The organism is Streptomyces sp. NPDC047841 (assembly GCF_040704085.1).
GTDB classification, from domain to species: Bacteria; Actinomycetota; Actinomycetes; order Streptomycetales; family Streptomycetaceae; genus Streptomyces; species Streptomyces argyrophylli.
Genome location: NZ_JBEYRP010000048.1, coordinates 1 through 13,982, shown reverse-complemented (window position 1 = coordinate 13,982; position 13,982 = coordinate 1). Strand labels below are relative to the sequence as shown.

At 68.0% G+C, this 13,982-nt stretch carries 5 protein-coding genes and 1 pseudogene; 2 read left to right on the top strand and 4 right to left on the bottom strand.

Features of this window, described 5'->3' with window-relative positions; translation table 11 throughout:
• Positions 1-86 precede the first annotated feature (86 nt).
• The 3 genes from AB0947_RS40255 to AB0947_RS40245 form a co-directional block, all read right to left on the bottom strand.
• Positions 87-4,349 (bottom strand): LamG domain-containing protein, encoded by a 4,263-nt coding sequence (locus AB0947_RS40255; RefSeq protein ID WP_366755346.1) that lies wholly within the window; start codon positions 4,347-4,349, stop codon positions 87-89.
• A 729-nt stretch (positions 4,350-5,078) separates the two neighbouring features.
• On the bottom strand, positions 5,079-5,981 hold the full coding sequence (locus AB0947_RS40250) for a glycerophosphodiester phosphodiesterase family protein (protein ID WP_366755345.1): 903 nt from the start codon (positions 5,979-5,981) through the stop codon (positions 5,079-5,081).
• A 166-nt stretch (positions 5,982-6,147) separates the two neighbouring features.
• A complete protein-coding gene (locus tag AB0947_RS40245; RefSeq protein ID WP_366755344.1) occupies positions 6,148-6,384 on the bottom strand; it encodes a DUF2716 domain-containing protein in 237 nt (78 codons plus the stop codon).
• Positions 6,385-6,726: 342 nt separating this feature from the next.
• Here AB0947_RS40245 and AB0947_RS40240 point away from each other — a divergent pair.
• Positions 6,727-6,968 (top strand): annotated as a pseudogene (locus AB0947_RS40240) (transposase); the annotation flags it as partial.
• Positions 6,969-7,974: 1,006 nt separating this feature from the next.
• Positions 7,975-12,600 carry an NPP1 family protein gene (locus AB0947_RS40235; RefSeq protein WP_366755343.1) on the top strand — a complete coding sequence of 1,542 codons (4,626 nt, stop codon included), beginning with the start codon at positions 7,975-7,977 and terminating at the stop codon, positions 12,598-12,600.
• Positions 12,601-12,715: 115 nt separating this feature from the next.
• On the opposite strand, the gene AB0947_RS40230 is transcribed toward AB0947_RS40235, so the two are convergent.
• A complete protein-coding gene (locus AB0947_RS40230; protein WP_366755342.1) occupies positions 12,716-13,603 on the bottom strand; it encodes a phosphotransferase in 888 nt (295 codons plus the stop codon).
• Between the last annotated feature and the right edge of the window lie 379 nt (positions 13,604-13,982).

Here is a 13,982-nt window from a genome sequence, read left to right as displayed (position 1 = left end):
TCAGCGTCGTTTCTGTGATGTGGTTGCCTGGGGCGGGAGACTGCCGTGGGCGGCTGCGCCGTGGCTGCGGTTTCCCGACCGGTTGGTCACGGTCCGGGTACGGTCGGCAGCTCTTGCAACCCGTTGAGTGCGGCGATCTGGGTGTCACGCAGCACGCCGTCGAAGACCCACACGTCGTCGAGGGCGCCGGGCCAGTATTCGCCCCAGGTGGTGGCGCCGGTCTTGGCCCGGCCCAGTTGCAGGCCCTTGGTCGCGTCGAACGGCGGGCTGCTCTCACCCCACGCGACGACATCGGTGCAGGTCGGATCGTCCGGATGCTCGTCGTCGTCGACGTCCGGGCACAGCGCCTGTTTCAGCTCGCCGTTGACGTACAGCCGCAGCTGCGCTTCGAAGGCGTCATAGACCACCGCAAGGTGGGTCCAGCCGCCGGGGACGACGGTGGATTCCGCGGTGTGATGGGTCGCTGTAGCGCTGTCAGTCTCCGCGACATCCAGAACAAACCGCCCGCTCATCGACAATCCGGTCTCGTCTGATGGGTTGGGTACGTAGCGCACGGCGAACCCGTTGGTGTTCGTTCCGGCCTGGCTCATCACCGTCACCGTCTTCTGCGGCGGGCTCGCGGTGGAGACCCAGGTGGCGGCGGTGAAGCTGGTGTTGGTGGCCGTCGGCGAGGCAGCGGTGCTGGCGTAGCCGGTGCTGGTGCCGTTCAGCAGCAGTGAGCCGGCGCCGACGGCCTTGTCGGTGGTAGTGACGGTGGCGCCGGAGCCCAGAGTCAGCGGATGCGGGCCCTGGTCAGCCGGTACGTCGTCGGCCGAGGTGGTGGGGGAACCGGACGCGGCATTGAGCTTCCAGCGGCCCTCGACCTTGGCGTGCTGCTTGTACATCTCGGAGATCTCTTGTGCGGACAGCATCCGGTCGAAGACCTGTACGTCATCGATCTGCCCGGGGAAGAACGCGGTAGGTGTGCCGTCATAGCGGGCGGCGCCCAGCTGCAGCGGGCCGGAGGCGTACCAGGTGATGGTGTGGTCTGCCCCGCCTACATACTGGCCGTTGAGGTACAACCGGATACGGCCTGCGTCCTTGGAGTAGACACCGGTCAGATGGGTCCACTGCCCCACCGGTGCCACGTTGGGATCAAGCGGAGGGTCGGATGCGGTGCGCTGTGCGGCGCGTACGAGGGTGCTGTCGGTGGTGTCGGTGAGGTAGTTGTTGAACGACCAGCCGTAGGTGGGCGAGTAGTACAGCTCGAAGCCGGATCGGTGGGCGCCGGGCTGGGTGACGGCGATGGCCGCGGTGGTGGGCCGGGTCGATAGCTTCACCCAGGCGCTCACGCTGAAGTTGCGCATGGTGTTGATGTACGGGGATGTGGCGGTGGCGTAGTCGTTGACGCCGTCGAACTTTGCCGCGTTGCCGTCCGGGCTGGTCAGGCCGGTCTGCGGGCCGCCCTGGTAAACGGCCGGGAAGACGTCCGCGCGTCCGGTGACGGTGGTGCGCGGTGCCCCTTGGTCGTCGGTCGGGCTCTCGTCCAGTTTGAACACCGCCCGGGCCGGCCGGCCGGAGCCGATCGGCTGCTTGTTGTACAGGGCCGTGATCTCGGACTGGGCGAGCGGCTTGTCGAAAATGCGCAGCTCGTCGACAGTGCCGGGGAAGAACGCCTTGGGCGCGCCCGATGCGGATCCCGCGCCCACTATCAGGCCTCGGCGGGCATCCCACGGCGTGGCATAGCTGGTGGAGCCGGCCAACGTCCCGTTCACATACAGCTGCAGCACATCGGTGTCGCCGTTGTACAGACCGACCAGGTGCACCCACTCACCGGTCTTGACCCCGCCGGCTACGGCCTGCATCGCCCGTACCGGGCTGGCACTCGCGGTATCAGCCGAGTACTGGTTGAACGCCCACCGGTCGTAGGCCTTGGAGTAGTACAGTTCAAAGCCGGGAGATGAGTTGCCGGGCTGGGCCGCGATGATCGCCGCGTCATTCGGCATCGCCGACAGCTTCGCCCAGGCGGCCACCGAGAAGCTCTGTGAGGTGTCCACCACGGGGATGTCGGACTCCAGGTAGTCGTCCACCCCGTCAAAGTTGGCCGCGGTCCCGATCGCGCCCGGGCTGCCCAGGGTGGGCTGGCCATGTAGGGCGAGTTCCCGGTCGCCGGCCGTGCCGGCCGTCTGGGTGGCCCCGGCCGGCTCGTCCAGCTTCCATTGGGCGCGGGCCGGCTGGCCTGCTTTGGCCCGGTAGCGGTAGGTGGTCTCCTCCGTCTTCTTACTCGGATTTCCCGCCGCGTCCCATGCCTGGACCGTGATGAAATTCAGTCCCGGCTTGGTGGGGGCGATGCGCACGGTCTGCGCTGCGCCGTTGGTGGTCGGCACCTTGTGGTCGGGGGCGCTGCAGTCCGGGTCGCCGTTGGTGCCGTAGCAGTAGTAGGCGACATCGGTGGAGGAGGGACCGAAAGTGAAGTCGCCGTGCCGGCCCACCCCGTCGTACCACGGGTCGTTCGGGTCTTCCGTGTCGGAGGCCGGGTAGTCGCCGGAGGCGATGGCCGGTCCGGCCGGGACGGAGTTGTCGATCCAGAAGTAGCAGGCGTGCTGGTTGTACCAGGACCACGGCGAGTACGCGGCTCCGTCATAGGACTGGGCTGCCCAGGCCACCTTCTTGCCGCTCGGCACCGAGCTGGTCAGGGCCAGGGTGAAAGGCGAGCCGCTGGCCTTGTCCGTGGTGAGCGCAGAGGTCCAGCGGGCCTTCCAGCCCTGCCCGTCTCCTGCATCCCAATAGGCGCGGACACGCACCTTGACCCTGTCGCCATCCGGATCGGTGACGCCGTTGATGGTCACCGACGGGCGGGAGCGCACGTAGTCCCTGTCGGTATCCGTGTCACAGTCGCCGCCGTGGCTCATCGACAGCTGCGAGGTCTTGATCTGCTGCGGCGGCAGGTTGTAGGTCACCCGCAGGTAGGCGTCGTCGGTGAACCTCTTCCAGCCGTACTTGTCGTCCTCGTGCATCGCCTTCAGACCGAAGGTGGTGTAGTCATCGCCGTGGGAGGCGGCGTATTTCACCGCGTCGGTCGCGTTGAACTCCACATCGGCCGGCCCTGAGCAGCCGTCACCGCCATAGGCCACGTCCCGGTAGGTCAGATAGTCCAGCCAGTCGTCCTGCGTGTTGTCCCAGGTACTGGACGGGCCCATGGACTTGGTGCGCCACAGCTCCACGGCCCGGCCGTCACACGACGCGGACCAGACCTCCTTCGCGATGAACTCGGCGGACAGGATCGTCTTCCCGGCGAACTCGGCAGTGGGCAACTTGTAGAACAGCCGCTTGAGGTCATACGGGGCGCAGTAGTCCCACTCACACAGACCCAACCCCTCGTTGGATTCGCCGTTGAACCGATATTGCGGCGCGTCGTGCCAGTAACGGGAGACCATCGTCCAGTCCCCAGCCTTGGGCGCGTCGGTGTGCGGGTCGATGTACACCGGCCAGGTGGTTTTCGCGTCGGTGAGCATCTGCTGATCCGGGGTCAGCTGCAGCTGCTCGCCGCCTGCCGGCACCTGAAGGTCGATCGGCGCCACCCGGGAGGCATCGCCCGGGCCTTGGGCCGCATCGTCGGCCGCGGTGGCCGCGCGCACCCCGACCGGCGCGCCGGTGGAGTCCCACATGATCGGCTTCGGTGCAGCGAACACCACACCGCCCGCGCTCTCGTCGAGCGCTTCGAAGCCGCCACCGGAGGCCTCACGCACCTCCAGGCCGTCGGTCTGCATTCCAAAGGTGAGCTGGGCCAGAGCCGGGTTCTTCGCCGCCTCGGCCGAGCGCACCACGAGCAACTCGTGAAAGCCGGTGGTGTCCGCCCGCAGGGCCAGATCCACCCCGGGCAGCACGTCCGGATACGTGGCCGTGTCGCCATTCAGGACCGGGTTGGGCAACGACTCGGGCCAGGAAAACGACAGTGTGCGCCCGAGCTGGTCAAGGCGCACCAGAGGTGTATTGGCACCGCCGCCCGAGAAGCTTATCCCGACCGAGGCGACCTTCGGGCCTACGCTGCCGTCGCTGCGCACCTCAAGGGTGTTATCGATCGCCTCCCACGCCCCGCCCACCCGGGCCCGCACGGGCCGCAGATGCTGCACGACCTCACGGTCGCCTGACGGGGTCGCGAAAGTCTCACTGGACTCATCCCGCAGCGAGGTGATCTCCACGTTCTTGCCGGTGTCCGCGGCCAGCGTCGTGGCGGCTGCCTCAGTCGGCGCGCTCTTGGCGGTCTGTTTCGCAGCGGACGAGGAAGGCGCCGCGGCGGCGGACGGCACGACGGCGGTCGCGGGCAGCGCCAGGGAACCGGCCAGCAGCGCCGCGGCCAGCCCTCCCATATGCCAGGAGGATCCCTTTTCCTGACGTCTCACTCGATACGACCGCAGCCGCCGCATGGCGTTCCCCTCCCCTTTACCGCCGCGACCGAACAGGCGTCGCGACCAGGGAAAGATAAACAGCGGGTGAAGTGACGTCTACAGGACGTCAATGACGGCAAAACAGACCTTGTCCGGATCTACACAACCGCTCTCACCGTGTGAGAAGGATCACCGCCGTCTCGTACATTTTTCTCGGGTTTCCCGGATGGCAAACTCTCCGCTGTAAGAGCGGGTTTGACCCACGCATCCCGGACCACCGAGATGCCACAGCGATATCCGAAGCAGACCTCCCATCGACACTTCCGGCGTGCCGTCCCCCGCTTTACGCGTGCACAGGCCCCTCGGCCTCTCCGCGAAACACTTCCTGGCCCGCCCAGACGAGTACGACCTTCTGAGAGGGAGTGCTGCAAGGTACGCACTGCGTGCCATGACGACAGCAGGGAGATTCCGGCGTACCGGACGTGTGAGTCGAGCCTACGAACCGCCGGCCTGCCATGGGCTGGAAACTTCGGCTGCATCTCAGACGCCGCCCGGCTCTTCACCGTGCGCAACCAACGCCGCATGTCGCGGCATCCTTCTCCGTCGTGAAGAAAGCAGATGACGTCAGCGTCATCTGCCTTGGCCGTCGGGCGCCCGAAGGCTGGAGCCGCAATAGGCCCTGAAGACCTCTGGGCCCAGACGGTCGGGTTTTCAGTTCGCGGCGCCGTCGGTGTAGCCCGCGTCGACAAGACCCTGCTGCACAAGATCGGGGCGGTTGCTGATGAACCCGTCGGCGCCACCGCGGGCGAACTCCACCGCGCTCTTGGGGTCGTCCACCGTCCAGAGGAAAACCTTCAGCCGCTGCCCGTGCGGGCCCTTCAGGGCATGGGCCGCCTTGAAGTACCGAGGAGTCACCTTCAGGTACTTCATGTTGATCTGGTCGGCCACCTTCGCGTACCCCGCCAGGTTCTTCACCGTCGGTTCACGCGAGAGCAGGGCAGTGCGCGCCTCAGGGGCATGAGCGCGTACGGTCCGCAGGGTGCCGGTGTCGAAGGCCTGGATGATCAGCCGGTCCGTCACCCGGTCGCCCTCGAGCCAGCCCAGCCGGCCGAGTTCCTTCACCGTGTCCTCGGCGAGCCGCGGATAGATCTCCGGCCACTTGATCTCAAGTACCAGCTTCTGGCCGTTGCCATCCACGCGGCGCATGTACTGCTGAAGGGTCGGTATCCTCTCCCCCGCCCACTGCCGGCCCTTCCAGCCGCCGGCGTCCAGCGTGGATATCTCCGCCCAGGTGAAGTCCCCTACCTTCCACGGCGCACGCTTCGGGAATTTCTCCTCGACATCGGTGGTGCGGGCCAGGGTCTTGTCATGGATGACCACCAGCGTGCCGTCCTTGGTGCGCTGGACGTCGTTCTCCAGCCACTCGATGCCCTGTGCTCGCGCGGTATCCATCGCGGCCAGGGTGTTCTCCGGGGCCGCGTGGGTGCCAGCCCTGTGGGCCACACTCACCACACCCTCGCGGCTGGTCGCATCCGTCTCCGTGGACGTCACCAACAGCACCGCAACCAAGCTCAGGACCAGTCCTGCCACGCACAGGAAAACGCGCGCGAACATCCACTCTCCTCATGGGTCGACGGCACAGACTTTCACGGCGTAGTCGAGACGGCGCCGGTAGTGCCAGGAAGAATGGAGACTACCTACCACCCGCCGAGACACCCGCGGGTGGCCGGGACGATCGGTCACGCCGACACCAGCAGCGCCGTCCTACTCGGCCACAAGGTCAGGCACGCAGATGCGGGTTCGGGTCATCATCCAACGACGCCAAGCTCCAAGTGACCGAGGCGTCCGGTTGCTTGCTCCCTGGCCACTTCGCCGGTTTTGTACTTGGACGAAAGTCGAACCTTGTGTAGAAACGGTCCCACACACGGCGGTACTCGCTCTCCGAGAGCTGGATCACAGCCGGGTTCGTCACGAGGAGAGCGTATCGATCGCTCCGCCGCGAACACACGGTGTACATCGTTCACGGAATCGCGGCCAGAGCCCTGAAAACGGCCACCTGGTGCTCGGGGGTGACCCCACACCTGCCCAGTGGATCTCCCCACACATAGGGCGCCTGACCGGCGAACGGACGCCATAAGGAAAGGGTCGCTCGATGGAGGCCAGCTGGAGTACGGCATGAAAGTGCCGTCCGACCATGATTCCTCAGTAGCCATTGTCTTCCCGATCTTGAGAGATACGCGTCGATCGGGCGGCAGCGGGGTGCTTGGTGCATACGAGCAGGGCCTCCTGAACAGCCCGTTGGTGTCGTCGAATCACCGAGCAACAACAGGAGGCCCCGGTGCCGCAGTCTTCCGTGTCGATGGCCGGGCGGTCCAGTTCGGTCGCCCTGGAGTGTGAGTCTCCGGCTCACCGGTTCGGGAACGCTGCGGACCACGGGATCGGCAGCCGCGCTACCCGTCGGACATGACGGATGTGGAGTGGGCGGCTATCCGGCCGCTGCCGGGCCGGCTGCGCGGTCGGGGTGGCCGGCCGGAAGCGTACTGCCACCGGGCGATACTCGATGCGATCCGGTATCTCGTGGACAACGGGATCAAGTGGCGGGGCCGCGAAGAAGGTTCAGGCGGCTGCCGGCGGCCGCGGGCCTGCGTCAGCCGGCCACCTCGCACGAACACCCCGGTACCAAGCCACGGGCAAGACCCGGTTTGATGAAGACAGCCGGGCCGCCCCGGCGGGCAGCTGGGCCGGGACGCCGCATGGGGCGCACGACGAGCAGCAACTCGGCGCGGGCGGCCGGACGCAGGCCCAACCCGGCGGGACAGGACACAGCAGGCCGGCACCGCGCGGCGGCGGCACTGCGGCCGGGGCGCGGCGCGGGCACCCGGCCGGGCGCGGGGTGACGGGGGGCGCGAGCGCGGCGTTGCCGGGGGGGGGGACAACAGGACGGCAGGCACGGGAAGTACGGCGGCGGACTCGGACGGTGGGACGGCCGCGCCAGGCAACGGGCGGCCTCCGGGCACAGCGGGGGCAGGCAGCGCGGGTCCGGCCGACGGCAGGCGGTCCAACGCGCGGCGAGACGGCCCGCCTGCCGCCGGCCGGGGGGCCGGTGCGGGCACGGCGCGACCCGGACCGCGTCCTGTCGGCCCGAACGCACCGTCCTTCAAGCGCAGCGCGCCGATGCCCGCCACTCCGCTGGGCCCGCGCGATCAGTTCGGGGTCGGAGGCGACCCGAGCGAGCGGCGCACGCCCCCCTCGTGACCCGGTGTGTGCCCGAAGGGCACGTCGGTCCAGGGGTGTTCGATGGCCCTGGTGACACATGTGCACGGGGTTGCGAGTGCTGTCGGAGGGACCCCGGCGCGGGTCGCGGAGCACCATGGCGGCTCTGTGATCGACGACACGCTTACCATTTACTTGCCGGATCAAGTATGTGAGTAGGATGCCGACTGCCTTACCGATCCACTCCCCGAAACCTCTGCCTACCGGTGCGCTGCCGGTACTTGCGGCGCCCGCCTGTCATCGCAGGCCGGACAGCAGAGGCCAGGGCGCACATCAAGGTATGCCCCTACTCCGCATGCTCCGAGCCGTTCGGAGCCATCATCAGGGAAGCAAGTTGCGACAAGAATTCCTCCGAAGACACTGGCACACAGCCGGTGCCGCGCTGGTCGCCGGCGCACTCGGGCTGGTCTCGGCGCTGGCCGCCGTGCAGGTCGCCCTGCACGTCGTGGCCGCGCACAGCAGTGCATACTTCGACGTTCTCGTGGCGAAACATCTCGCCCCCGACGCCCCGGGCACCGTCGCCGGACTCGTTGCCGGTCACGGGGTGCCCGTCGAATGGCGCATGGCGCCGTTCGCGGGGCACATCACAGCCCCCTGGGTGTTCGAGCACCGCTCCGAACTGCTCCTTGTGGGGTTCGGCCCGCTGCTCGGTACCGCCGCGCTCGGGTGGTTCGTTGCCGCAGCGGCGCGCCTCCTCGCGCTCCCGAAGTGGCCCTTGCTGGCCGCCTCGGCGGGTTCCTACGCCGCCCTCACGGGTATCGCGCAGGTGGCGACCCGTGACCCTGGGGCGGCTTCGGCGATGCAACTGTCGACGTCCACTGTCTGGGCGGTCGTCGCGGCGGCCGGCTGGGCGCTGGTGGTCGGTGGCGCCGTCGTACGCTTCCACCCCTCGACGGGGCGGCGTCCGGCTCGGGACGTGCGTGCCGCACGACAGCGGGCCGTGCGGGGGACGGCGGTCGCGGCCGCGGTGGCGGTGGTCGCCTCGGTGCTGTCCGCGGGTACCGCGGCAGCGGCGTCCGCCCAGACGCGACCGCTGCCGAAGTGGCGGGCCTCAGGCGTCGGTGACGCCCTGAAGGAACTGCAGCGTGAGGCCGGCCACAAGCTCGACGTGGCCAGGAATCCGCAGACGGGTACGCCCTCGGCACTGGGTGGTCTGCGCAGCCGGGTGACGGGGCACGACGTCCCGGCGTGGCTCCACGCACACGCGAAGCTCTTCGGTGTCGCGGACACCGACGGCCTGCTGTCGAAGGTCACCGGGCGCGCCCAACTGCCCGACGCGACCGGCGCCCACCACGTCTGGTACGACCAGTCGATCCACGGCGTGCCGGTGTACAACGCCCGGCTGGGCGTGCACCTGGACCGCAACAACACGACAGTGACCGCCGTCACCAACGGGCTGCGCCCCGACCTGATCCCCCCGGCTTCCACGGTCCCGACGGTGCGTCAGAAGAACGCTCTCGCGGTCGCCGGCAAGACGATGCGGCACGCCACGCCTACCGCGTCTCCGACGCTCGTGGTGTACCCCGGTTCGCCGAAGCAGGGATTCAGGAGCCCCTCGGCCCTGGCCTGGCAGATCGACGTGAGGGACAAGGGCGGGTTCAGCGAACGGGTCTTCGTCGATGCTCTGCACAAGGGAGTCATCGTCGGTGTCCAGCCTCTCACCGAGGCCGCCGCGGCCGCGGTTCCCGACCCTCCGAGGGCGCTGCCGCAGAACGCCACCGAGAACGACCTCAAGTGGGCGCCGGACGTCGACTACGACACCGACGGCTGCTACAACGTCCCGGCGATCGGTCCGGACGGCACCATCTCCCAGGGCCTCGACCACAACAACACCACCACCTCGGCCGACTGCCACGACAAGTCCGATCTGGACAACACCAACGCGTACTCCCGGCAGCGGTGCAACCTCGGATGGTGTATCTACCTCTACGACTACTACTTCGAGAAGGACGTCGCGGCCGACGACAGCGACATCGGGGGGCACACCCACGACTGGGAGCACGTCGCGGTCTGGGTGAAGGACGACCAGGCGGAGTACGTGTCCACGTCCGCGCACGGTGAGTACCACGTCCACCCGGCCAGTGACGTGATCTGGGACGGCACCCACCCCAAGGTCGTCTACCAGAAGGACGGCGCCTCGACCCACAATTTCCGCCTCGCCAACGCGGGCGACGAGCCGCCGGAGAACGACTACCACACCTGGCGGCGCCCCGCGCTCGTCTCCTACAACGGCTTCCCCAACGGACTGCGGGAAAAGCTCTTCGCCGCGGACTTCGGCCACGCGACGATGGGCATCAAGGACTCGGCGTTCGCCAGCAACATCGAGAAGGCGATGCCGATGGTGCCGGGAGAGTGTCACACGTCGCCCACCGGAGCGACCATCTGCGACCCTCCGACCGAGGCTTTCCCGTTTTCCCCCCTCGCCGACCAGGGCTCACCGGGCACCCCGTCGGGCCCGGGTTCCACGCCCAAGGTCCTCTATCGAGCGATCTATGACATGAAGCACCAGACGGACAATTCCGCAGCCGTACAGGTGAGGGAGGAGGGTGGCCCGGCCACCAACGACGCCGACGCGAACGATGCATACGACCAGAGCGGCGTGGTCTACAACTTCTACAAGAACAAATTCGGGCGCAACAGCATAGATGGCAACGGCATGTCGCTGAAGTCATTCGTGCACTACGACAAGAACTACAAGAACGCGTCCTGGAACGGCTCGTACATGACGTACGGCGACGGCATGCTGTCGCAGGACGTCTCCGGCCACGAGATGACGCACGGCGTCACCCAGTACACCGCGGGCCTGCAGTACGAGTTCGAGTCCGGTGCGCTGAACGAGAGCATCTCCGACTTCTTCGGTGAGATGACCGAGCGGGCGGCAAAGGGAAAGAACGACTGGCTGGTAGGTTCCGACATGGCGGCCATGGGCCCCATCCGTTCCATGGCCGACCCCACCATCCACAATCAGCCGCGACACATGAGCGCGTACTCCGAGACCTGTTCCGACAATGGTGGTGTCCACACCAACAGCGGTATTCCGAACTACGCGTTCTACCGCATGTCCGTTCTCATGGACCCCGATACCACCACGGACATCCTTTGGCGGGCGATGACCCAGTACCTCTCCCCGACGTCGACGTTCGCCGACGCCGGGACGGCCATGGTGACCGCGGCCTCCGACCTCTACGGCCCGACGTCCCGTCAGGCTTCCGTGACCAACACGGTCTGGGAGAACGAGGTCGGGGTCACGCCGACCACACCGGACCCCCGGCCCGCGGAATGCAGCGGCGGCTTCGGCGTCATCGTCCACTGCTCGACCATGGAGCAGGTCTACGGTGACTCCGGGGCGCTGACGGCCGACGGTGCCTCGCTCGAGGACGTGGCCGGCTCGCTGGTCCACATGTATGAGCTCGGCACCGTCTCCGGGTCCCCTGCTGTCACCTATTACGAGAAGGTCTTCCTCGACAACAGGGCCGATTTCGATGACACCCTGGAACTCAAGGGCCCGCTCTTGGATCAGTTCGTGCGGACGGTCCAGGACCTGGAGCCCGTGTTCGAGGCGGTAGGAACGGACGCGGCCGACGGGGTCATCATCACCCAGCAGCAAATCGACTCGGCCACCGCTTTCAAGGACGCGCTGGTCACCGCCGCGAACGAGCAGGGCAAGACGCATCTGGCCCAGCTGATCCCCCGGGAGTGGGCCAGGTTCGACGCACAGCACCTGGTGGGCCTCAGCGTCACCGCAGGCATTCACTACCTCGACGGCATCGCCGAGCAGGTGCCCCCTGCCACCCCGGGACAGGCCGCACCGTCGCTGGCCTCGACCTTCGACAACGTGTCGGTCACGCAGGACACCGCCACCGACTCCGGTGACATGGACGGCGGCGGGGCCAGCTTCTCCGCACAGGCGCTCGCCAAGGCGGGTGTCACCCCGGGTTCGACCGTCTCTCACGGTGGTGTGGCCCTGACCTGGCCGTCCACCGCCGGCAGCGGCAAGCCGGACAACACCGTCGCCAACGGTCAGACCATCGCCCTCAGCGGCGCCGGCGACAGCCTCGGGTTCCTGGTCTCTGCGAGCTACGGACCCGCGGGCGGCAAGGGGACCGTCTTCTACTCCGACGGAACCAGCCAGCAGTTCAGCCTGAACAGCCCCGACTGGTTCGGCGGCGACGGGGACGCGGCGATCAGCAGCGCCTACCAGAACCGTGAGGGCAATGAGAAGTACGAGGGATCGGCGTACGTCTACTACGCCGGTGTGCCGTTGCAGTCCGGCAAGACACCGGTCAGCGTCCAGCTGCCCAAGGTCAGCGCCGCCGCAGCTCCCGACACGCCCACGCTGCACGTCTACGCCATGGGCCTCGGCAAGGCCGCGATGAGCCTTGAGTCGGCGTTCAACAACATCGCTGTCACCCAGGACACCGCCACGGACCTGGGCGACTTCGACGGCGGCGGGGCGAGCTTCTCCGCGCAGGCACTCGCCGCAGCAGGCGTCACTCCGGGTTCCACCGGCACCCACGCGGGTCTGCGCTTCACCTGGCCCTCCACCGCCGGTGCGACAGCGACCCACGGCACCGGTACCTTCGGTGAGCCCGACAACGCCGTCGCCTCGGGTCAGACCATCGCCGTCGACGGCACCCAGGGCAGTACCCTCGGGTTCCTGGTCTCGGCGAGTTACGGACCCGCGGGCGGGAAGGGGACCGTGTTCTACTCCGACGGAACCAGCCAGCAGTTCAGCCTGAACAGCCCCGACTGGTTCGGCGGTGACGGTGACGTGGCGTTCAGCGGCGCCTACCAGAACCGCGAGGGCAATCAGACGTACCAGGGCTCCGCGTACGTCTACTACGCCGGTGTGCCGTTGCAGTCCGGCAAGACACCGGTCAGGGTCCAGCTGCCCGACGTGAGCACAGTGGCCGCTCCCCACACGCCCACGCTCCACGTCTTCGCGATGACGCGCGGCTGACGACCAGCCAGGGGCTTGCTCCCCGTGTCGGGCCGGCCGAGCGTGACTCGGCCGGCCCGACACGTGCGACCGCTACCGGTCCGGTACCCCCGACGATCCCGCCGGATGCGTCGACCTAGGTGTGCGTCTCGCCGCAGGTGTTGTCGCAGGTCGCGATGATGCGCTGGGTTCCGGCGTCGAACGTCACGTCCATCACGGCCGCCTTGCCGGTCGAGATGTTGCCGAACATGGTGTACGTGCCGGCGAAGTACAGGCCCGACCCGTGCAGCGGGTAGTTCGCCGGGTTGTAGGCGGCGTGGGTGAGCGGGTCGGTCCAGCCGTTCGCGGTCATCCAGCTGTCCGGCACGTAGCCGACGCCCTCGAAGCCCAGGTTGGCGTCGTCCTTGCTGCCGGTGTCGAGCTGAGGGAACTGCGAGGTCATGTCCCACTGTGGCAGCGGGGCCGCGGGTGGGCGCTTGCCCTGTCCTTGGTCTTCCTGTCGCACTCGGCGGCCGTACAAGCTGGTCAAGAGCATCCGCAGTGCGGTCGCGCGATCGGCCGGGTCAACATGTGCCAGCCCGGTCAGGACGCCCTCGGCGTGTCCGGCCAGCGGAATCCCGCGAGCCGCGTTGACAGCCGCCTCCGAAACAGCCGGGGCGTGCAGCGCATCCAGAAAACCGCCGATCGTCGCCGCGGCCGACCAGGGGCCGTCGGGCTCCGACCGCGCCGCGATCCGACCCGCTGGGAACGGCATGACACTCCAAGACCACGGGTACTCAGCCGTCGGCCGCCCGAGGCGCACCGGCGCCGGCACAGGCAACGGCAGACGGTCGGCCAACTCCGGCAACCGCCGCTGCTCGTGCGCGAGGAACTCGGCGGCCGTAGCACGCCGAGGCAACCGGACGAGGAACTCCTCGCCGAGCCGGCACACAAGGTTGTCCCAGCCGTTCGCCAGCACCTCGACCGGCAGGTCCGCCAGGTCGTGGGCGGCCGCCCAGCATTGGTGCCGGCCGTCCCCGCTCACCGGATGCGAAGGCCGCCCCGTCCGCCTGCTCGGGAGGCCGGCGCGCAACGCGAGGGCTGCCCTTTGCCATCCGGTTCAGTTTCCGCCGCTCCGCCGGCGGTGTGCGTGATGGAGAGCGCTGCACGTGATCGACAGCGGCGCCATCGGCGTTTTCCTCGGCCTTGGCTTCGGCGAAGACGAATACCGCGCTGCCGCTCTCACCCCGCAGGAGAGGGCGTTCACTCATTGAGTGACGAGGCGGAACGGGTGGTGCGGGTCGCGGGGGCAGACGGCGATGATCAGCCGCCCCGGCCCGGTGAGACGCCTGTGGGCACGTTGGCGCCCATGACCCCGATGTCCTGCCGGTCCTCGTAGGGGACCCAACTGGTGGTGGCGGGAT

Coding starts and splice junctions, on each gene's coding strand:
- AB0947_RS40255 (WP_366755346.1), bottom strand. CDS start 4,349: ATGGGAGGGCTGGCCGCGGCGCTGCTGGCCGGTTCCCTGGCGCTGCCC.
- AB0947_RS40250 (WP_366755345.1), bottom strand. CDS start 5,981: ATGTTCGCGCGCGTTTTCCTGTGCGTGGCAGGACTGGTCCTGAGCTTG.
- AB0947_RS40245 (WP_366755344.1), bottom strand. CDS start 6,384: ATGTACACCGTGTGTTCGCGGCGGAGCGATCGATACGCTCTCCTCGTG.